The 20,408-nt window shown below is 68.6% G+C and carries 19 protein-coding genes and 1 tRNA gene; 9 read left to right on the top strand and 11 right to left on the bottom strand.

Features of this window, described 5'->3' with window-relative positions:
• The first annotated feature begins 181 nt into the window (after window positions 1-181).
• Window positions 182-258 (top strand) — tRNA-Met (locus tag Q8M82_RS07675).
• 123 nt (window positions 259-381) lie between these two features.
• Here Q8M82_RS07675 and Q8M82_RS07680 read toward each other — a convergent pair.
• Complete coding sequence (locus Q8M82_RS07680; protein WP_305690782.1) at window positions 382-1,524, bottom strand: helix-turn-helix transcriptional regulator; 1,143 nt, start codon at window positions 1,522-1,524, stop codon at window positions 382-384.
• A gap of 104 nt (window positions 1,525-1,628) precedes the next feature.
• Entirely contained in the window at window positions 1,629-2,798 is a 1,170-nt protein-coding gene (locus tag Q8M82_RS07685) for a PfkB family carbohydrate kinase (RefSeq protein ID WP_305690783.1), read from the bottom strand.
• On the opposite strand from Q8M82_RS07685, the gene Q8M82_RS07690 reads away from it, so the two are divergent.
• A complete protein-coding gene (locus tag Q8M82_RS07690) occupies window positions 2,763-3,407 on the top strand; it encodes a GntR family transcriptional regulator (protein ID WP_305690784.1) in 645 nt (214 codons plus the stop codon). The genes Q8M82_RS07685 and Q8M82_RS07690 overlap by 36 nt on opposite strands.
• A gap of 170 nt (window positions 3,408-3,577) precedes the next feature.
• Entirely contained in the window at window positions 3,578-4,201 is a 624-nt protein-coding gene (locus tag Q8M82_RS07695; protein WP_305690785.1) for a helix-turn-helix transcriptional regulator, read from the top strand.
• Between the two features lie 18 nt (window positions 4,202-4,219).
• Here the strand turns inward: Q8M82_RS07695 and Q8M82_RS07700 are convergent, their stop codons facing one another.
• The 8 genes from Q8M82_RS07700 to Q8M82_RS07735 form a co-directional block, all read right to left on the bottom strand.
• Window positions 4,220-5,239 (bottom strand): 5-oxoprolinase subunit C family protein, encoded by a 1,020-nt coding sequence (locus Q8M82_RS07700; protein WP_305690786.1) that lies wholly within the window; start codon window positions 5,237-5,239, stop codon window positions 4,220-4,222.
• A complete protein-coding gene (locus tag Q8M82_RS07705) occupies window positions 5,236-5,970 on the bottom strand; it encodes a 5-oxoprolinase subunit B family protein (protein ID WP_305690787.1) in 735 nt (244 codons plus the stop codon). Before Q8M82_RS07705 ends, Q8M82_RS07700 begins: the two co-directional genes overlap by 4 nt.
• Complete coding sequence (locus Q8M82_RS07710; protein ID WP_305690788.1) at window positions 5,967-6,725, bottom strand: 5-oxoprolinase subunit PxpA; 759 nt, start codon at window positions 6,723-6,725, stop codon at window positions 5,967-5,969. The genes Q8M82_RS07705 and Q8M82_RS07710 overlap by 4 nt, the downstream gene beginning before the upstream one ends.
• Window positions 6,726-6,825: 100 nt before the next feature.
• Entirely contained in the window at window positions 6,826-7,758 is a 933-nt protein-coding gene (kce, locus tag Q8M82_RS07715; RefSeq protein WP_305690789.1) for a 3,5-dioxohexanoate:acetyl-CoA acetone transferase, read from the bottom strand.
• Between the two features lie 165 nt (window positions 7,759-7,923).
• The gene (locus Q8M82_RS07720; RefSeq protein WP_305690790.1) at window positions 7,924-8,865 is read right to left on the bottom strand and encodes a 3-hydroxyacyl-CoA dehydrogenase; all 942 of its coding nucleotides are present in this window, start codon (window positions 8,863-8,865) and stop codon (window positions 7,924-7,926) included.
• A 168-nt stretch (window positions 8,866-9,033) separates the two neighbouring features.
• Window positions 9,034-11,559: a branched-chain amino acid ABC transporter ATP-binding protein/permease gene (locus Q8M82_RS07725; protein WP_305690791.1), complete on the bottom strand. Its 2,526-nt coding sequence runs from the start codon at window positions 11,557-11,559 to the stop codon at window positions 9,034-9,036.
• A gap of 7 nt (window positions 11,560-11,566) precedes the next feature.
• Window positions 11,567-12,442 carry a branched-chain amino acid ABC transporter permease gene (locus tag Q8M82_RS07730; RefSeq protein WP_192641722.1) on the bottom strand — a complete coding sequence of 292 codons (876 nt, stop codon included), beginning with the start codon at window positions 12,440-12,442 and terminating at the stop codon, window positions 11,567-11,569.
• A gap of 189 nt (window positions 12,443-12,631) precedes the next feature.
• The gene (locus Q8M82_RS07735; protein WP_305690792.1) at window positions 12,632-13,894 is read right to left on the bottom strand and encodes an ABC transporter substrate-binding protein; all 1,263 of its coding nucleotides are present in this window, start codon (window positions 13,892-13,894) and stop codon (window positions 12,632-12,634) included.
• 107 nt (window positions 13,895-14,001) lie between these two features.
• On the opposite strand from Q8M82_RS07735, the gene Q8M82_RS07740 reads away from it, so the two are divergent.
• Window positions 14,002-14,757 (top strand): GntR family transcriptional regulator, encoded by a 756-nt coding sequence (locus Q8M82_RS07740; protein WP_305690793.1) that lies wholly within the window; start codon window positions 14,002-14,004, stop codon window positions 14,755-14,757.
• Window positions 14,758-14,770: 13 nt separating this feature from the next.
• Window positions 14,771-15,547 (top strand): SDR family oxidoreductase, encoded by a 777-nt coding sequence (locus tag Q8M82_RS07745; RefSeq protein ID WP_305690794.1) that lies wholly within the window; start codon window positions 14,771-14,773, stop codon window positions 15,545-15,547.
• 29 nt (window positions 15,548-15,576) lie between these two features.
• Here the strand turns inward: Q8M82_RS07745 and Q8M82_RS07750 are convergent, their stop codons facing one another.
• Complete coding sequence (locus Q8M82_RS07750) at window positions 15,577-16,581, bottom strand: LacI family DNA-binding transcriptional regulator (RefSeq protein WP_305690795.1); 1,005 nt, start codon at window positions 16,579-16,581, stop codon at window positions 15,577-15,579.
• Between the two features lie 174 nt (window positions 16,582-16,755).
• Here Q8M82_RS07750 and Q8M82_RS07755 point away from each other — a divergent pair, with 174 nt between their 5' ends.
• The 4 genes from Q8M82_RS07755 to Q8M82_RS07770 are packed head-to-tail and all read left to right on the top strand — an operon-like array spanning window position 16,756 to window position 20,377.
• On the top strand, window positions 16,756-17,532 hold the full coding sequence (locus tag Q8M82_RS07755; protein ID WP_305690796.1) for an ABC transporter permease: 777 nt from the start codon (window positions 16,756-16,758) through the stop codon (window positions 17,530-17,532).
• A complete protein-coding gene (locus Q8M82_RS07760) occupies window positions 17,532-18,320 on the top strand; it encodes an ABC transporter permease (protein WP_305690797.1) in 789 nt (262 codons plus the stop codon). The genes Q8M82_RS07755 and Q8M82_RS07760 overlap by 1 nt, the downstream gene beginning before the upstream one ends.
• A 13-nt stretch (window positions 18,321-18,333) precedes the next feature.
• Window positions 18,334-19,131, top strand: a complete 798-nt coding sequence (locus tag Q8M82_RS07765) for an ABC transporter ATP-binding protein (protein WP_305690798.1) — start codon at window positions 18,334-18,336, stop codon at window positions 19,129-19,131.
• On the top strand, window positions 19,121-20,377 hold the full coding sequence (locus Q8M82_RS07770) for a DegT/DnrJ/EryC1/StrS family aminotransferase (RefSeq protein WP_305690799.1): 1,257 nt from the start codon (window positions 19,121-19,123) through the stop codon (window positions 20,375-20,377). The genes Q8M82_RS07765 and Q8M82_RS07770 overlap by 11 nt, the downstream gene beginning before the upstream one ends.
• Window positions 20,378-20,408 lie beyond the last annotated feature (31 nt).

Consider the following 20,408-nt stretch of genomic DNA (forward strand, 5'->3'; position numbering starts at 1 on the left):
CCGTTAAACGTCTCAGCGCTGATGGTACTGTGTCTCAAGACCCGGGAGAGTAGGTCGTTGCCGGGCCTGTCAAGGATATCCCTCATCACAAAACAAACCGCGCGCGGCGCCAGGGCCAAAAAAGCCCCAGCGCCGCGTTCGCGTTCCGCAATGCCCCCAAAGGCAATGCACACAACACCCCCGCGGGGTGGAGCAGCCCGGTAGCTCGTCAGGCTCATAACCTGAAGGTCGTCAGTTCAAATCTGGCCCCCGCAACCAAAATCCCATCCCAAACGCCCGCAGCCCAAAAGCCGCGGGCGTTGCTGCGTCAGGGGGCAGCCGGAAACGAACGTCAGCACCAAAACGGGGCTTACGTCAAAAGAACTGGCTGCCGCCGCTTGCTCAGCGTGGGCCGCGCAAGGGCAGGACGGCGCTTTGCAGCAGCGCGACGAGTTGGCTCTGCTGCCGCGTATCCGTCTTCTGGAAAATCCGCGCGAGATGGGTTCTGGCCGTCGAAATCCTGATGCCCTGCAGCCCCGCCGCCTGGGCGAGCGACAGGCCGCCGGCGAGAGCGGAGGCGATGCGGGACTCGCAGTCGGTGAAGGCGAACAGCTGCCGGCTGCTCGCCGCGATCTCGTCGCCCTGCCCAAGCGGCTTCAGCGCGACCAGCAGTCGGTCCGGCGGCGGTCCTTCGGCGCGCCGCGGCGACGCCGGAACAACGCAGATTGACAGGGGCGCGACTTCTCCCCGTTCGCTGCGCAGGATGAGGCTGCTGCGGCGCTCGCCGAAGGCGTCGCCCGGCGCGAATGCACCGTCCAGGAGCCGCTTGAAATCGCGCTGATCGCCGGGCTGCCGGGCGACCAAGCGGCCCTGTCTCAAGGCGAGGAGGCCGCAGGGCGCCGACAGAAGATCGTCGGCGCCGCGGTTGAGATAGGTCGCGCGCCCGTCGCGCTCGACGAGGATGATGGCGAGCGTCACCGCATCGAGCGCGCCGCGGGCCTCGTCGCGCTGCAGGCGCAACTGCCCGACTTCGCGGCTGAGCATCGAGACCCGGCGCAGCACCGGCGTCAGGCGCTGAAGCAAAGCGACGTCGCTGGCGCCGAACGGCTCCTGGCGCCGCCCGCGCTGGACGTCGAAGAACCGTTGGTGCGCCCCGCTATCCCCCAACCGGCAGCCGATGCCGCCATACATGTCCTGCGGTTCCATCCATTCGCGCCAGCCCCGGCTCGCCCGCAACGCCTCGAGGCCGAACAGATCCGCGTCGCGATAGACCGTGCCGACGGGCACCGCGCGGAGCACCTCGCCGAAGCGGTAGAACTCCTCGGACAGATCCGTGTAGCAGCGGCGCTGCATGGCCTCGTCGCTGTTGGTGCTCACCGCGTCAGCCGCCGACAGGCCGGGGCCGAGCGAGGCGAGGCACGCCTTCGAGCCCTCGAAGAGCTGTCTCAGCCGCTCGACGGCGGCCGGCATCCGGGCATGATCGAGCGCGCCATCGAGCAGGCTGTCTACGGTCGCGATGACTGCATCGATGTTGGACACGGACATGGCCGCTCCTCGTTCGCCGGCCTGTCCAGGCGGATCCGATCAGGGAAGCTACCATCCCCCGGCGTGGCCGGGAAGTCCAAAAACAGTCCATTGTCAGAGGGGGGTCAGCGTGGCATTCCGATCAACTGATCGATCTCCGCCTGTGTCCCGAGCGCCTCGAACACACCCGGCCGACGTGTCGCGATGGCGCCCGCCGCGGCTGCGTGGAGAAGCGCGTCTGCCGTGCTCCAGTGCCGCGCCAGCGCGACACCGAGCGTCGCGGCAAACGCGTCGCCCGCGCCGAGCGAATCGATTGGATCGACCGGCAGCGCGGCCTGGCCGATCGCCCCCTCGGCGGAGAGCGCGACCGCGCCGGCGGCGCCGAGCGTCATGACGACGAGACGGGGACCGCGGGCAAGCAGTGCGGGGCCCCATTCCGCGACGAAGCGCGCCGGCTCGGCAGGGTCTGCGCATTCGGGCAGGATCTCAGCAGCCAGCGCCTCCGCCTCCGTCTGGTTGAGCACGAGAATATGCGTATCGGCCAGGATATCCGGCGCGATCGGCCTGAACGGCGAGGGGTTGAGCAGCGTCGCGATGCCGCCTTGCCGTGCGAGCGCGAAGGCTTCGCGGATCGGTGCATCGCCGATTTCGAACTGCGCCATCACCAGATCGGACGCCGCCAACCGGTCGGCCGCCGCGCGCACATGCTCCGCATTGAGGGAACGGTTGGCTCCGGGATCAATGGCGAGGCAGGTCTCGCCCTGCGCATCGGTGAAACCGACCCCGCTTCCGGTCTTGCCGGCGACGCGGATCGACATGGCCGGCGGCAGGCCGGCCCGCTCGAGCGCCGGTGCCGCGAAGCTGGCTGCGAGGTCGTCGCCGATGGCGAGCACGCCGTCGACCTCTGCGCCGATGCGTCGCGCGGCGATCGCGAGGTTCAGTCCCTTGCCTCCCGGCTCGATTGTGACGATATCGGCTGCAAGCGATTCTCCGGGGCGTGGGAAGCGCGAGACCTTGGCCGAGCAGGACACCACGAAACTGCCTAGAACGAACACGGACGCTTTGGCCATGGCTCGTGATCCCTGTTGTCTTCCGGGAGGGCGGATGCCCCATCTCCGTCGCCGATGACTCCGCGCAAACTCCCCAACGTTCTGTCGAGGCCGCCGTTCCAGGATCTCCTGGAACTGCGCGACGACACCGCCAAGCCCCTGTATCAGCAGCTCGTGGACCAGCTGACGCGGCTGATCGGGGATGGCACTTTGCCGGCGGGGACGACGCTGCCGGCCGAGCGGCAACTGGCCGAGAAGCTCGCGCTGAGCCGCAGCACCGTGCAGCGGGCCTATAACGCGCTGCGCGAGCGCAAGCTGCTGAGCGCACAGGGACGGCTGGGCTCGATCGTGCAGGGCCCCGGGTCGCGGCTGCATTCCGGCATGGACCGCCTCAAGGGCTTCACCGAGGAGATGCGGGACCTCGGCCGCGTGCCCTCGTCGCGCATCCTGGAGCAGTCCGTGGTGACCGACGCGGCCGTCGCATCGATCTTCGGCCGCCCCGCTTCGGCCCGCTTCCTCAACCTCGTGCGCGTGCGCAGTGGCGATGGCGTCCCGCTGTCGCGCGAGGTCGCCTGGTACGATCTCGAACGCGCGCCTGCGCTCGAGCAGGCGGACCTCACCGGATCCGTCTATGCCCAGCTGGCGATGTTGGGCGTGCCGCTGGCCCATTGCGAGCAGACCATCGAGGCGGCGGCCCCCACGGCCGCGGAATGCGCCATCTTCGGCTTCGCCACGCCGCTGCCCTGCCTGCTGATCAAGCGCCGCAGTTTCGGGCGTGACGGCGACATGCTCGAATATGTCGAAGGCCTCTTTCGGGGCGACACCTACACCTACAAGCTCTCGCTGCGCATCTGACTGCGCCCGCGCCCCACTGGGCGGCGGCGTGGAGACGGCGGCCGTTGAACCGCCGCGCAGCCTGCCGCGACCAAGGAAGGAGGCCGAACAAGGCTGAATGGCAGGTCCGGGCTCGACCGGCTGTTCCATGGGAGACCGCGACGATGCTCGGAACCGGGGATGCTTCTCGCATGTCAATGATCTTCAGCATTCCATCCGCAGCGGCGCTGCAGCCGATCCAGCCCCGCATCAATCAGGGGCCCGACCATTCGCAGGGCGGCGCCCGCAGCGCCAAGCCGCTCTTCATCATCGACGCCGATCTGCGCGTCCACTTCAGCAATCCCAGCGCAGCGGCTCTGGCCCGGGAAGGCCTCGGCGGCGATGGGCGCCTCGTCTGTTCGGACAAGCTCTTCGCGGCGCGGTTGCAGACCTGGCTCAAGCGCCGCTGCACCGGCGCGGCCGCGGAAGAAATCCGCCTGCCGCTCGCTCTGCGCTGCGGCCGCCAGACCATCGTCGATGCCGTCCATCTCGCCGGAGCGGGCATGGACCTGTTCGTGCTGACCGTCGACGATCCTCAGCGCATGATCGACCGGAAGGTCGACGAGGTCGCCGAGGCGTGCGGGCTGACTCCTACCGAGGCCCGCATGCTCGGCCTCATCGTCAAGGGCCTCGACACGGTCGTCGCCGCCAGGAAACTCGGCATCGCCAGGACGACCGCCCGCACCCATCTCCAGCGCCTCTTCGCCAAGACGGGGACGGCGCGCCAGAGCGAACTCGTGCGCTTCGTCGCGACCTTCATCGAAGAGGCAGCCTGAAAGGCGAGGGGCTCGTGTTCAGCTAGGCTGCCGCGCATCGATCCAGCCGCTGACGAGGTTCCGGCCGAGCAGGAATTCGGAGCTGAACCGGTCCCGCCGAAGCGGCTCGATCGGAATCGGTGCGTCGAGGAATGCCCTCTGCTCCGCCAGGGCACGGACGGCCTGCGCATGCGACACGGCCCGGAAGGCGATCTCGGTCCCCGGCCGCGCCTGGGCGAGACGGCCGAGATCGGCGCCGATGACGGTCGCGATCTTGGGGTAGCCGCCGGTCGACTGGCGATCCGCCATCAGCACGATGGGCTGGCCTTCGCCGGGAACCTGGATCGCGCCCATGGCGACGCCGTCGGAGGGGATGTTGAAGCCGCCCGCATGGCGCAGGACCGGCCCTTCCAGAAAACAGGCCATGCGGTCGCCGCGCGGCGAGATCCGCCAGGGTCCGGCGAGGAAGGCCGCCATCTGGTCGTCGGCAAAATAGTCCTGCTGCGGGCCGGGCAGCACCCTGATGATGTCGGCCGGTCGGTCGAGCAGCGGTGCGACGATCGCCCCGCTGTCCGCTGCGCCTGCGCTCGGCGACACCGCAATCCGGTCGCCGGCCTGCAGCATCCGCCCGTCGAGGCCCCCCATGCCGGTGCGCGCATGGGTTGCGCGCGAGCCCAGCACCGCCGGGAGAGCGAGATCCCCTGCGACGGCGAGATAGCACCACATGCCCGCCGTACCGGCGCGCAGCCGCAGCTTCGCGCCGGGTTCGAGGGTCACGACCACCACCGGCGGCAGGGGCTGGTCGTCGAGCGTCGTCTGGAACGTTCCTCCTGCCACCGCGATCGTCAGCGGCCCATCCTCGGCGGTGAGCTCGACGCCCCCGAGCGAGACCTCGAGGGCCGCGCCGTCCTGCCTGTTCCCCACGGCGCGGCTGGCGACGGCATGGGCGAGGGCATCCATCGGGCCGGCCACCGTCACGCCATAACGGAGATAGCCGTGGCGGCCGCCATCCTGCACGGTGACGCCGGGGCCACAGGAGAGAATGCGCAGGGCCGTCATGTCGGCGTCTGTCGGGCCACGACCTCGCCTGCATCCGCGCGCGCCTCCAGCGCCGCGAAGGTGGCGGGATCGATCGCCTCGAAGCGCAGGCTGTCGCCCGGCTCGAACAGGAAGGCGCTTGCCCGCTCCGGGGCGTAGAGCCGTTCCGGCGTGCGGCCGACGACATACCAGCCCGTGGGCATCGCGAAGCTGGCGATCGCGCTCAGGCCTCCTCCCACCAGCACCGCCTTGCTGTCATGCGGCGGGCGCGGCCGGGCCCGCCGCGAGATCGCCAGCGGCTCCGGCAACCCGCCGAGATAGGTGAAGCCCGGCGAGAACCCGTACATGTAGATGCGATAGCGCGCTGCGGCATGCAGATCGGCGGCGCTCTCGGGCGGCATCCCCAGCAGCGCCGCCATCTCGGCGAGGTCCTCGCCATGCGGCGGAGCATAGCAGCAGGGGATCGTCCAGAGCGCGCCGGCGCGAGGGACCGCAGATGGCGCTGCGAGTCGTTCTTCGACCAGGTCGACGAGCCGGGCGCGATCGAGCCGGAGCGGATCGTAATGGATCATCAGCGAGCGATAGGTCGGCACCAGTTCGCGCAGGCCCTCGGGAGGCGCGGCGGCCAGCGCCGCATCGAGCGCCAGGACGCGGTCGCTGATAGCGGGATCGACGCTGCGGCCGAATTCGACCACGAGCGCCGATTCGCCCGCATCAAGAAAGACGGGGCCGGCGGCAGTCCTGTCGCTCATGTGAAGGCGGCGATGCCGATGCCGGCCTGCTCCAGCGCCCGCCTGACGGCGCGCGCCGTCGCCACCGCATGGTCGGAATCGCCATGGACGCAGATGGAGTCGATCCCCGTCGCCAGCCGTCGCCCGGAGAGCGTGATCAGCGCCCCTTCCTGCACCATCGCGACGACGCGCTCGGCGGCCTCCCGGGCATCGGTGATCATTGCGCCCGGCAGGTGACGCCCGACCAGTTGCCCCTCTTCTGTATAGCCACGGTCGGCGAAAATCTCCTGATGGACCCGCAGCCCGGCCGCTTCTCCGGCCGCAACCTGGGCGGTCAGCGCCGTGCCCAGCAGGGCGAGGCCGGGATCGACCGCCTTGATCGCCCGTGCGATCGCATCGGCCACCGGCCGCTCCTCGCAGGAGATGTTGCCGAGCGCGCCATGGGGTTTGACATAGGTGATGCGATGGCCGGCATAGCTGGCGAGCGCGGCCGCCGCGCCGATCTGATAGGCGACGAGCCGCTCGATCTCGCCCGTCGAGAAGGGGATGCGCCGCCGGCCGAAGCCCCAGAGATCCGGAAAGCCCGGATGCGCCCCGACGGCGACCCCGCGCTCGCGGGCGACCGAGAAGGTCTGCGCCATGATCTCGGGATCGCCGGCATGCAGCCCGCAGGCGACATTGGCCGAGGTCACGACCTGGAGCATCGCCGCGTCGTCGCCGCAGCGATAGGCGCCGAAGCCCTCGGCGAGATCCGCATTGAGATCGACAGTCGTCATCGTTCCATCCGCTCGGAGCCCATGGGCGCACGGCAGCGACCTTAAGCCGATCGCATCCGGCCGAGAAGGCACCATCGCGGATGGGCGTTGCGGATGCCGGCTAGAAATTGACCTTGTCGGCGCCCTTGAGCTGCAGCATCTCGCGGGCGTCGGCAGGCGTCGCCACATCGAGCCCGAGCCCCTCGATGATCATACGGGCGGCCCGGACCTGGTCGGCGTTCGACTTCGCGAGCTGCCCCGGGCCGAGCCAGAGCGAATCCTCCAAGCCCACGCGCAGATTGGCGCCCATGGCGACCGACATCGCAGCGATGGGAAGCTGGTGACGGCCGGCGCCGAGGACGGACCAGTGATACTGGTCGCCGAACAGCCGGTCAGCCGTGCGCTTCATGTGAACGACGTCCTCGGGATGGGGCCCGATGCCGCCGAGGATGCCGAAGACCGACTGCACGAAGAAGGGCGGCTTCACCAGCCCGCGGTCGACAAAATGCGCCAGCGTGTAGAGATGGCCGATGTCGTAGCACTCGATCTCGAAGCGCGTGTTGTTCTCCGCGCAGGTGGTGAGGATGTTCTCGATGTCCTGGAAGGTGTTCTTGAAGATCCGGTCCTTCGAGCCTTCGAGATAGGGCCGCTCCCAGTCGTGCTCGAACTCCTTGAACCGGGCCAGCATCGGGTAGAGGCCGAAATTCATCGAGCCCATGTTGAGCGAGGCGACCTCTGGCTTGAAATGCGCACAGGGGCCGAGCCGCTCCTCCACCCCCATGGTCGGGGCGCCGCCGGTGGTGATGTTGATCACGCAGTCCGAGCGCTGCTTGATCACCTTGAGGAAGGGCTCGAAGGCCTCGGGCGACTGGTCGGGCTGGCCGGTGACCGGGTTTCGGGCATGGACATGGACCAGCGCGGCGCCGGCCTCTGCGGCTCCGACAGCCGCCTCGATGATCTCGTCCGGCGTCACCGGCAGATGTGGCGACATCGAAGGCGTGTGGATCGCGCCGGTGACCGCGCAGGTGATGATGACTTTGCGGTTCTTGGCCATGGTCGGGCTTCCTCTCAGTTCGAATCGGCTTCGGTCACCTCGGCCCTCATCCTGAGGAGCGGACTGCAAGTCCGCGTCTCGAAGGATGTTCCAGCGTGCTCTGGACCATCCTTCGAGACGCCGCTGCGCGGCTCCTCAGGATGAGGGCTGAGAGAAGGATAACGTTCATCCCGGCTTGCTTTTCGATGCGCGCTTATGCGCCTGCAGCGCGGCCAGCCGCGTGTCGCGCCAGTCGCTCAGCCGCTTCACCCGCTCGGGCGACTGGGCGCCGCGCCATTCGCTCATCACGGTCTCGACCGTCGCGGCGTCGAACGGATTGCCGAGCCCTTCGGAGGATTTCACCATGCGGTCGAGCGAGGCGGAATAGCGCGCGCAGTAATCGGGGATGCCGCCGGGCGCATTGAGCTCGATCGTCTCGAACGGCCCCATGAAGGACCAGCGCAGGCCCAGGCCGTCGCGGATCGTCTTGTCGACATCCTCAGCGCTGGCGACGCCCTCACCGACGATACGGAAGGCCTCCGCCAGCAGCACGGCCTGCAGCCGGTTGAGCACGAAGCCCGGCTTTTCCTTGCGCAGGACGATCGGCACCTGGCCGGCCTGCTCGTAGATCACCCGTGCGCGCTCGACCACCACCGGGTCGGTCCAGGGCGCCGGCGCCAACTCGACGATGGGTACGAGATGGGGCGGGTTGACCGGATGCGCGACGAGGCAGCGCGCCCGGCCTGCGAGAGCCTCGCTGAACACCGAGGCCATGATAAAGGAGGTCGAGGAGGCCAGGATGGTCGAGGGCGGACAGATCGCATCCATCTCGGCGAAGAGCTGCTGCTTCGCCGCGACGGTTTCAGGCCCGTTCTCCTGCACGAGGTCGGCACCCGTCAGGACATCGGCGAGGTCGCCGGCGACACGGATGCGGGCCAGCGATCCCTTCGGGTCCTCGACCAGCCCATGGCCGGCAAGCTCCTCGAGATTGGTGCCGATATGCGCTCGAGCGGCCTCCGCGGCGCCCGGCGCGACGTCATGCAGCGCGACCGAACAGCCATGGCTGGCGAAGACGGTGGCCCAGGCGCGGCCGATCAGGCCCGAACCGACGATGGCGATGCTGGTCATGGGAGACAATCCTTCGGGCAAATCATGTTTCGGCCTCATCCTGAGGAGCGATCCGCAGGATCGCGTCTCGAAGGATGCTCCAGATGCTTCCGGATCCTCCTGGACCATCCTTCGAGACGCCGCTGCGCGGCTCCTCAGGATGAGGGCTGAGGAAGAGAACGGCCTGGCTCACAGCCACAACACCTGCCGTCGCAGCGCGAGGTCCTGGCTCAGTGCACGCGAGGGGCCGGTATGGACGACCGTTCCGCGCTCGAGCACGACGGTGCGGTCCGACAGCGCCAGAGCCAGGTCGAGATGATGGTCGACGATGACGATCCCGATCTCCTGGCGGAGCTTGTCGAAGGCCTCGAACAGCTCCTCGACGACGGCCGGCGCCAGCCCCTCGAAGGGCTCGTCGAGCAGGAGCACGCGGGTGTCGCCCGAGAGCGCGCGCGCCACCGCCACCATCTGCTGCTCGCCGCCCGACAGATAGTCGGCCGGCGAATGCCAGCGCTGCTTGATGCGCGGGAAGAAGGCGAAGATCTTCTCGTCGTCCCAATGCGTGCCGTTGCCGGTGACGCGCTTGAGCCGGCCGAGCTCCATATTGTCCTTGACGCTCATGCCGGCGAAGAGCCCGCGGCCCTGCGGCACATAGGCGATGCCGGCGCGCGCGATCGCGGCGGGCGGCTGCCCGGCGATGTTCTGGTCCGCCAGCGTGATCGTGCCGCTCGCCGGCGGAGAGATGCCGGTGATGGTCTTGAGCAGCGTCGACTTGCCGGCGCCGTTGCGGCCGAGCAGCGCGACGATCTCGTTCTCATGCACGTCGAGCGAGACCTGCCGCAGGATGTGGCTCTTGCCGTAGAAGGTGTCGACCTTGTCGAGGCCGAGCAGGACGCCCGATCGCGCGGCGCTCTGGCGCGGCTTCTCGGCCAGCGCATGCGCGCCCGAGCCAATATAGATCTCCTGCACGCGCGGCGACGAGCGCGCATCCTCGACCGTGCCGTCGACCAGCACCGAGCCCTCGTTCATCACGGTGACATGGTCGGCGATGGCGAAGACGCGGTCGATGTCGTGCTCGACCAGCAGCACCGGCAGGTCGGTCGAGATCGACTTGATCAGATTGCCGACACGCTCGCGCTCGGCCGCGGCGAGACCCGCCAGCGGTTCGTCGAGCAGCAGAACGCGCGGCTTGGTCGCGAGTGCGAGGCTCATGTCGAGCAGGCGCTGGCCGCCATAGCTCAGCGATCCGGCCTCCGCCGTCTCGATGCCGCGCAGGCCCATCGTGTCGATCACCGTCGCAGTCTGGGCGTTGACCTCGTCGAGCGCGCCGGCCGGCCGCCAGAAGCCGAAGCGCGCCTCGGCGCGGGCCTGGACGGCCAGCCGCACATTCTCCTCGACCGACAGCGTCGGGAACAGGTTGGTGATCTGGAAAGCGCGCCCGATGCCGGCCTGGGTGATCGCCTCGGGTGACATCCCGCCGATCGCGCGCTCGCGCAGCCGCACCTCGCCGCGATCGGGCGGAAACAGCCCGGAGATCAGGTTGAACGCGGTTGTCTTGCCGGCGCCGTTGGGGCCGATCAGCGCATGAAGCCGGCGGTCGGCCATGGTGATGTCGACGCCCTCGACCGCCTTGATGCCGCCGAAGCTCTTGGCGAGCCCCCGCGCGGTCAGGATCGGCCCGTCGATGGGATCGCCCGGCTTCATGAAGGCGGGCAGCGTCACCGTGCCGGCCTTGCGCTCCGACATCGCCGCATCGCCCACGACCGCCTTGCGGAAGGGCCGCAGCAGGCGCTCGCCGAAGCCGACGATGCCGGTCGGCGAGAAGACGATGAAGCCGACGAAGAGCAGGCCGAACCAGAACAGCCAGTTGGGCGTGATGCTGGAGAGGTAGTCGCGGAAGATCACGAAGAACAGCGCGCCGAGCGCCGGCCCCAAAAACGAGCGCATCCCGCCGATCACGACCATCGCCAGCAATTCGCCGGAGAAGGCGACCGAGATCGGCTCGGCCGAGGTCATGCGGTTGTTGAACAGCAGCAGCGAGCCGGCCAACCCCGTCAGCGCGGCCGAGAGCGTGAAGGCGATCAGCTTGTAGCGGTCGGTGGCATAGCCGAGGAAACGCGCGCGCTGCTCGTTCTCCCGGATCGCGACCAGCACGGTGCCGACGGGCGAGCGATGGAAGCGCCAGAGGCCGTAGACCACCGCCATGCCGATCAGCGCGACGAGGACGTAGAACGACGAGGCCTGCTCGAAGTCGATGCCGAGGAAGAGCGGCCGCTTGATGCCGCCGAGCCCGTCCTCGCCGCCCGTCACGGCCGTCCAGCGGAAGGCGACCGAATAGGTCATCGCCGCCAGCGCCAGCGTCAGCAGCGAAAAATAGACCCCCTTGCGGCGCAGGATCAGCGCCCCGAAGACAAAGGCGATCAGCCCGACGAAGAGCACGGCCAGCAGGATGGGCAGGGCGAACTGGCCCGGCAGCCAGTTGCGCTGGATCAGCCCGGCCGCATAGGCGGCGAGCCCGAACCAGGCGCCATGGCCGAAGGAGACCAGCCCCGTGGTGCCGACGAGGATGTTCAGTGCCATGCAGGCGATGGCGAAGACGACGATTTCGGTCGCCGAGGTCGTGCCGAGCCCGATGACGTCCATCAGGAAGGGCAGGGCGACGAGGCCGGTCGCGGCGATGAAGAGAGGCGCGTGGTCGCGCTGTGCGGGTGTCATCGCGGCCTCACTCGAAACGCTGGATGCGTTCGCCGAACAGGCCGCGGGGCCTAAACAGCAGGACGAGCAGCATCATCAGGTAGATCACGGCGGTCGACCATTGCGTGTAGCCGAGCCCGATCGTGATGCCCTTCACCAGCCCGACCATCAGCGCGGCGACCACGACGCCCCAGAACGAACCCAGGCCTCCGATGACGACGACGACGAAGGCCGGCGTGATGATCTCCTGCCCCATGGCGGGATGGATCGAATAGATCGGCGCCAGCAGCACGCCGGCCAGCCCCGCGAGCCCGATGCCGATGCCGGCGACCGCGACCATGTAGGGCTGCAAAGAGATGCCGAGCGCGCCGACCATGTCGGGGTTCTGGACGCCAGCCCGCACGACGCGGCCGAAGGCGGTGCGCTGCAGCAGGAACCACAGGCCTAGCACGCAGCCCGCCGCGATCAGCAGCAGCATCGCCCGGTAGCGCGAATAGATGAAGTCGCCGATGAAGATCTGGCCGCGCAGGGCGGGCGGGATCGAGAAGGAGAGCGGCGGCGCCCCGAAGATCATCCGCAGCGACTGCTCCGCCACCATGGCGAGCCCGAAGGTCAACAGCAGCGAGAGGATCGGGTCCGAGCGGTAGAAGCGCTGGAACAGCCCGCGCTCGACGACGATGCCGATCAGCGCCACCAGCACCGGCGAGGCCACCATGGCGCCGCCGAAGCCGATATGCGGGGCCAGCACGATCGTGAGATAGGCGCCGATCGCATAGAAGGCGCCATGCGCCAGGTTGACGATGCCGCCCAGCGAAAAGATCAGCGACAGGCCGAGCGCGATCAGGAGGTAATAGACCCCGTCGAGCAGCCCGTTCAGCACCTGCTGGATGAAGAGGGTGAGCAAGGATTGGCTTCCAGTCGGACGGTTAGGCTGTGAAACGCGCCGTCATCCCGGACGCAGCGAAGCGGAGCTCCGGGATCCATCGTAGGGCGGATACCGCCCAAGGGATTGGCTCTACGATGGATCCCGGATCGGCGCCGCTTCGCGGCTTGTCCGGGATGACGGCCCGGGTGTCAGAGGGCGAATGAGCCCTCAGCTCATCTTGCAGACGGCCTCGTCGCCGCTGGTGGCGATGATCTCCATGTCCTCGTTCGGACCGGGGACGGCGGGCGAGGAGGTGAACAGGTCCCACGGGTTCTTCACCTGCGCGGCCGGCAGCGCCGTGATCGTGTACATCTCGCTGATGAGCTGGTGGTCGGAGGCGCGGAAATAGCCGGGCCGTCCCTTGAGCACGTCGAACTTCGCGCCCTTCTCCCAATGCTCGAGGATCTTGGCCGTCTCGGTCGATTTCAGCTCGTTCATCGACTGCGCCATGATCTTCACGGCCATATAGTCGCCCCAGGCCTGGTTCTCCGGCGGCTTGCCGTACTTCTTGGTGAAGGCGGCGACGAAGGCCTTGGTGCCGGGGGTGTCGACCAAATGGTGCCAGACGCAGGGCCAGATGCCGGCGAAGTTGTCCTTGCCGGCGGCCCAGGCCAGCGCCGTGTCGAAGCCGAAGCCGGCGACCGGGAAGGTCAGGCCGAACTCCGCGTACTGCTTCAGGAAGTTGGTGATCTGGTTGCCGGCGAGGTTCGAGATCACGAGGTCGGGCTTGGCGGCGCGGATTTCGAGCAGCAGCGCCGAGAAGTCGGTCGCGTCGGTCGGCACCAGCTTGTCGGCGGCGAACTGGCCGCCATTGGCCTCCATGAAGCGCTTGGCGACCTTGAGCAGGTCATGGCCGAAGGCGTAGTCGGCGGTCAGCGAGAACCATTTCTTGCCCTTCACCAGCCCTTGCGCCATCAGCGAGCGGCCACAGCTCTTCACATACATCGAGTTCTGGTGCTCGACATGGAACATGTAGCGGTTGCAGCTCTCGCCGCGCAGCGCGTCGGAGTTGCCGCCGGTGTTGACGAAGAGCGTCTTGTTGCGCGCCGCGACCTGCGAGATCGTCAGGCAGGAGGCCGAGGAGATCTCGCCGAGAATGCAGGTGACCTTGTCGCGCTCGATCATGCGCTCGGCCTTGGTCGAGGCGGTCTGCGGATTGACCGAGTCCTCCTTCAGCGCCTCGAGCTTGCGGCCGTTGACGCCGCCGGCCGCATTGATCTCCTCGACTGCGAGATCGACCGCCATCACGCCATATTCGCCGAGCGGGCCGAGAAAGCCCGTGCGCGGTGTCAGATGGCCGAAGCGGATCGCGTCGGGTGTCTGCGCCAGGATGATCGAGGGACTGGCGATCAGGCCGGCGGCGGTTCCGACGCCGAGACCGGCCAGCGCCTGCCGGCGCGAGAGTCGGGTCGTCTTCAACAGGTCTGTCATGAGCGTTCCTCCCAGAACGGGCGCCGCGCCGTTGGGGCGTCGGCGGGTGTTGATCAGCGGTCTGACGCCGCTTGTCGTGATCTGTGATCACAGTTAGGTTGGCAGACATGACCGCCGCTGTCCAGCCCTTGCGAGCCGCTACCGAACGGCCTTCTCCCCCGGGGGAGAGCGATCCCTCAGCGCTCGATGCCATCGGTGCGCTGGCGCGCGAGACGCTGGGCGAGCGCGTCACGGGCGAACTGCGGTCCCTCCTCGTTGCGGGCCGCCTCGCGCCCGGCGAGAAGCTGTCGCTGCGCCGCGTCGCCGAGGCGCTCGGCGTCTCGATGATGCCGGTGCGCGAGGCGGTCAGCCGGCTCGCGGCCGACGGCGCGCTCGAGGTGCTGCCGGGGCGGGCGGTGCGCGTGCCCGTGCTCTCGCTGGCGCAGTTTCGCGAACTGACGCGGCTGCGCCTCGTCGTCGAGGGCTTCGCGGCGGAGGAGGCGGCACGCCAGGCGACGCCGGCCGACATCGAGCGGGTCTCAGCCTACGACACGGCCTTTCGCCAGGCGGCGAGCGCCGATCCGCCCGACAGCGCCGCCGCCGTCGCCGCCAATCGCGACCTGCATTTTGCGCTCTACGAGGCGGCCGCCATGCCGAGCCTGATCGAGATGATCGAGCGGCTCTGGCTCAAGGCCGGGCCGATCCTCAATCTCGACATGCGCCACGAGCCGCGCCGGCTCGAAGGCGGCAGCGCCATGCAGGCCCATGCCCGCCTGCTCGAGGCCGTGCGCCGCCGGGACGCGCCGGCCGCCCGCGCGGCGCTTCAAGACGACATCGCGGCCGCCGCCGCCCATATCGAGGAAACGGGCCAGCTTCGGGCCTGACGGGGAGAGACGAATGGATCTGCAGATCGAGGGGCTGCGCGTGCTGGTGACGGCCGGCGCCAACGGCATCGGCCGCGCCACGGCGCGCGCTTTCGCGGCCGAGGGCGCGAAAGTCCATATCTGCGACGTCGATCATGCCGCGCTGGCCGACATGGCCAAGAGCGACCCGGCGATGACGCAGTCGGTCTGCGACGTCTCGGACCGGGCCGCCGTGGCGCGGCTGATGGATGAGGCGCTGGCGGCGCTCGGCGGGCTCGACTGCCTGGTCAACAACGCCGGTATCGCGGGGCCCACCGGCCGCGTCGACGAGATCGCGCCCGAGGACTGGGATGCTTGCGTCGCGATCGATCTGACCGGGCAGTTCAACTGCACGCGGCTCGCCGTCCCGCATCTCAAGCAGTCGAAGAACGCCTCGATCGTCAACCTCTCCAGCCAGGCCGGCAAGCACGGCTTCCCGCTGCGCTCGCCCTATGCCGCGGCGAAATGGGGCGTCATCGGCTTCACCAAGGCGCTCTCCGCCGAGCTCGGCGAATTCGGCATCCGCGCCAACGCGATCTGCCCCGGTCTCGTCGAGGGGCCGCGTATCCAGAGCGTCATCGCCAACAAGGCGCGCAGCTTCAACGTCAGCCATGAGGAGATGACGCAGCGCCTCTTCGCCGGCGTCTCGATCAAGCAGTTCGTCGACCCCGCCGACATCGCCAAACAGATCGTCTTCCTCGCCTCGCCCTTCGCCAAGACGATCTCGGGGCAGGAGATATCGGTCTGCGGCGACACGCGCATGCTGGCTTGAGTGGCTTCGCGAGCCGCCCGGCTGCCGCTCTAGAGGGCGATATGCGCCTGCGATGAGCGCCGCACCACCAGTTCGACGGGCAGCAACGTCTCCTGCTGAACCGGTCGATGGGCGACCATGGCGATCAGGGTCTGCGCCGCGAGGTTGCCGATCCGGCCAGTGGGGACATGGACGGTCGTCAGGCCCGGCGAAACATGGGCCGACATGTCCAGCCCGTCGATGCCGACGACGCTGAGATCATCGGGAACGGCCATGCCGCGGGCATGCGCTTCCTCGAGGCAGCCGATCGCGAAGAGATCGATGCCCCCGATCAGCGCCGTGGGACGGTCGTCGAGGTCGAGCAACATGGCGCATCCGGCGCGCCCCCCGGCGAGGGTCAGCGACTGCTCGACGACGAGCGGATCAGGCAGCGACAGGCCGGCCTCCTCCAGTGCCAAGCGTGCGCCGGCGAGCCGCGCCCTCTGGCGATCGTTGAACTGCAGATGGCCGACGATCATGCCGATCCGGCGGTGGCCGAGGCTGATCAGGTGCTCCGCGGCCAGGCGCCCGGCCATGGCGTTGTCGATGGTAACGGCGGTGAAGTGGCCATCCCCGCACCAGGTCAGCACCACCGGCAGACCGGAGGCGCGCAGCAGGGCCGTCGTCTCCGGCGCCCGTTCGGCTCCGACCAGCATCAGCCCGTCGACGCCGCGTCCCAAAAGCGCGCGCACGGCCTGCGTCTCGGCGGCGGGGCTGGCCTCGTGCGAGGCGACCAGAAGCAGGTAGCCCGATTGCGCCAGGGTCGCCTGCATCGCTTGCAGCGCGCGCGCGAAGATCGCGCTGTCGAGCGTGGGCACGATTGCGCCGATGGTCATGGACCGGCCGGAGGCGAGCGCGCGTGCGGCCCCGTCCGGCAGGTAGCCGAGGCGCTGGGCACTGGCCCTGACACGAGCCAGCGTTTCCGAGGACAGAAGCTCGGGTTGGGCGATGGCACGCGACACGGTTGCGGCGGATACGCCCGCATCCCGGGCCACATCGCTCAGCTTGACGCGCATTGCGCTCACCACCGTGTTTATGAAAGTTCTTTCATTCGATCTAGGCTCATCTCGTGTCTGACAGCAAGCGGAACGATCGAATCGCAACATAATCCAAAGGAGGTTGACACGTTGGCGATGATCTGGAACGTTTGCTGAAAGCGCTTTCATAAGAAGAGCGCATCGGGAAACGCCATGATCGGACGACGCGGATGGATCGGCCTGGGCTCGGTGGCGGCTGTGCTGCTGCTGTGGTTCGGCCTGACCACGGCGACGGGCTTCATCTCGCCCGGCCGCTTCCCGTCGCCCGCCGACTTCTGGGTTTCGCTGAATCAGATCGCGACACGCGGCTATGCGGGCGGCGGGCTCGCGGCCCATGCGCTGCAGAGCGTGAAGCTGGTCGTGATGGGCTTTCTCGTCGCGATCGCCACCGGCGTGCCGCTCGGCCTCTGGATGGGCTGGGACCGCAGGGCCGAGGCCGCGATCAACCCGATCTTCCTGATCATCCGGCCGATCCCGCCGCTGGCCTGGATTCCGCTCGCGATCCTCTGGCTCGGCCTCGGCGACGGCGCCAAGATCATGGTGATCTGGTTTGCCGCCTTCGTGCCCTCGGTGATCAACTCCTTCGCCGGCGTGCGGAACATCGACCGCCCGATCATCGAGGCCGCGCAAATGCTGGGCACGCCGCGCTGGCGGATGGTCACGGAGGTGATCGCCCCGGCCGCCGCCCCGATGATCTTCACCGGCCTGCGCCTCTCACTCCAGGCCTCCTGGACGACGCTGGTCGCGGCTGAGCTCGTCGGCGCGCTCGCCGGCATCGGCTTCGTGCTCAACATGGCCCAGCAGGACATCTACCCCGGCATGATCCTGGTGGGGATGGTGACGGTCGGCGTGCTCGGCTGGGCGACGACCTATGCGCTCGGCCGGGTCGAGCGCCGCGCGCTCGCCTGGAACGTGGCGGGGAGGGATTGATGCAGACGATCCCCCTGCGCCTGAGCGAGAAATGCGCCTGGGGCGCGCTCGGCCTCGTCGGCTTCATCGGGCTCTGGGCGGCGCTGTCGGCCTTCGGCATCGTGCCGCGCCAGTTCCTGCCCTCGCCGCTCGATGTCCTCACGCGTTTCGTCCATCTTCTGACCAATCCTTTCGCTGGTGCGACACTGCCGCAGCATCTGGCTTCGAGCTTCCAGCGCTATGCCTATGGCGTGCTGCTGGCGGCCTTCATCGGGGTGCCGCTCGGCCTGCTGATGGGCTGGTTCCGCTGGCTCGACGATGTCGTCACCCCGCTCTTCGACGGCCTGCGCTTCATCGCGCCGATCGCCTGGGTGCCCTTCGCCGCGCTCTGGTTCGGCGTCGGCATCGGTGGGCCGATCCTGATCATCTTCGCCGGCGCCTTTCCGCCCTGCCTGATCAACGCCTATCGCGGGGCCCGCTTCGTCGAGCCGCGGCTGATCGAGGCGGCGCGCATGCTGGTCACCGGGCATCTGCGGATGATCCTGGAAATCCTGCTGCCGGCGGCGACCCCCTCGATCGTCTCGGGCCTGCGCGTCTCGGCGGGGCTCGGCTGGCAGTCGCTGGTCGGGGCGGAGCTGATCGTCGCGGCGGCCGGGGTCGGATTCATGATGGTGCAGGCGCAGGCCAATGTGGCGACCCCGACCGTGATGGCCGGCATGGTCGCGATCGGCCTCGTCGGCATGGCCATCGACGTGATGCTGCGGCAGGGCGAGGCCTGGCTTCGCCGCCGCCGCGGCCTCCAGGCGTAAGGGAACGACGACGATGGGTTCGATCCGTTTCGACAAGGTCGACAAGGTCTTCGGTCCGGTGTCGGGCGGCGTGAAGGCGCTCGACGACATCAATCTGGAGATTGCCGACAAGGAGTTCGTCGCGATCGTCGGCCCCTCCGGCTGCGGCAAGACGACCTGCCTGCGCATGGTCGCCGGCTTCGAGCCGCCCAGCGCCGGCATCGTCAGCGTCAATGGCAAGGCGGTGACGGAGCCCGGTCCCGACCGCGCCGTGGTCTTCCAGCAATTCGCGCTGTTTCCGTGGAAGACGGTGCGCGAGAACATCGAACTCGGCCTGCGCAACAAGAACCTGCCGAAGGGCGAACGCGACGGGCTGGTCGCCGGCGCGCTCAAGCTGATGAACCTCGAAAGCCATGCCGATGCCTTCCCGCATCAGCTCTCGGGCGGCATGCAGCAGCGCGTCGCCATTGCGCGCGCCTATGTGCTCGATCCCGAAGTGCTGCTGATGGACGAGCCCTTCGGCGCGCTCGACGCGCAGACCCGCGTCGTCATGCAGGAGGAACTGGTGCGGCTGGCGCGGGTCAATCCCCGCACCGTGCTGTTCATCACCCATGCGGTCGAGGAGGCGGTTTATCTCGCCGACCGGGTCGCGATCATGACCCGCCGCCCGGGCCGCATCAAGGAGGTGCTCGACATCCGCTCGGTGCGGCAGGCCGAGAACTGGGACCGCCATGAGCGCATCGAAGACGTGATGGATCTCGAATCCTTCGTCCATCTGCGCACCCAGATCTGGAAGTCGCTGCGCGAGGAGAAGGGCGCCCATGGGGTCTGACCTCGCCACGCTGCCGCGCCTGCAGCGCGACCTGACCGAGCCGGAGCCGATCCCCGAGGCGGGCATCGCACGCGCCTGCGAACTGATGCGTTCGGGCAGGCTGTTCCGCTATGGCGAAATGGGCGCCGACCAGAACGATGTCGCCCTGCTGGAGCAGGAGTTTGCCGCCTTCGTCGGCCGGCGCTATTGCGTCGCGGTCAACTCCGGCGGCGCAGCCTTATGCCTGGCGCTGAAGGTGCTGGACCTGCAGCCGGGCGAGCCGGTGCTGGTCAACGGCTTCACGCTGGCGCCGGTGCCCGGCGCGATCCTGCACGCCGGCGGTCGGCCGGTGCTGGTCGAGATCGGCCCGGACTACGTCATCGATTGCGACGACCTGCGCGCGAAGGCCCGCGCTTCGGGCGCCCGCATCCTGATGCTCTCGCATATGCGCGGCCATATCGCCGACATGGATGCGGTGATGGCCGCCTGCGACGAATTGGGCCTGTTGCTGGTCGAGGACTGCGCCCATGCGCTCTGCGCCGCCTGGGACGGCCGCGCCATCGGCACCTTCGGCGCGGCGGCCGCCTTCAGCGCCCAGACTTACAAGCACCTCAACGCCGGCGAGGGCGGCTTCCTCGTGCTGGACGATGACGACTGTGCCGCGCGGGCCATCCTTCATTCGGGCAGCTACATGCTGCACGCGCAGCACCGCAGTGCGCCGCCTCCGGAGGTGATCGCCGCCTGGGAGGAACGGACCCCCAATTTCAGCATGCGCATGACGGCGCTCGCCGCCGCGCTGCTGCGTCCGCAACTGCACGACCTACCGCGCCGCGCCGCGCGCTGGAACGCCATCCATGATCGGATCGGGCAAGCCATCGCCCGCTCACCGCATGTCCGGCTGCCGCCGCGCTCGCCCAAGGAACGCTATGGCGCGACCTCGGTCCAGTTCTCGCTGATGGGTTTCGGGGACGACGAGATCGCCGCGGTGCTCGAGCGCTGCGCTGCGCGCGGCCTCCCGATCAAATGGTTCGGCGCAGGCCGGCAGCGCGGCTTCACCAGCGCGCCGCGCCATTGGCGCTATGCCGGCGAGCAGGGGCCGATGGCGCAGACCCACGCCGTCCTGGCCGGGCTCTGCGACATCCGCACGCCGCTCTCGCTCACCGATGAGGATTGCGACCTCGCCGCCGAGATCCTGCGCGAGGCCATCGAGACCGTCGTCTCCGCGCGGGCGGAGACAGGGAAAACCGGGCGGGCCGCAACAGGCTGAGACCGGGCTAACGACAACAGGGAGAGACGAA

It is taken from the genome of Allobosea sp. (assembly GCF_030694325.1).
In the GTDB taxonomy this organism is placed as follows: domain Bacteria; phylum Pseudomonadota; class Alphaproteobacteria; order Rhizobiales; family Beijerinckiaceae; genus Allobosea.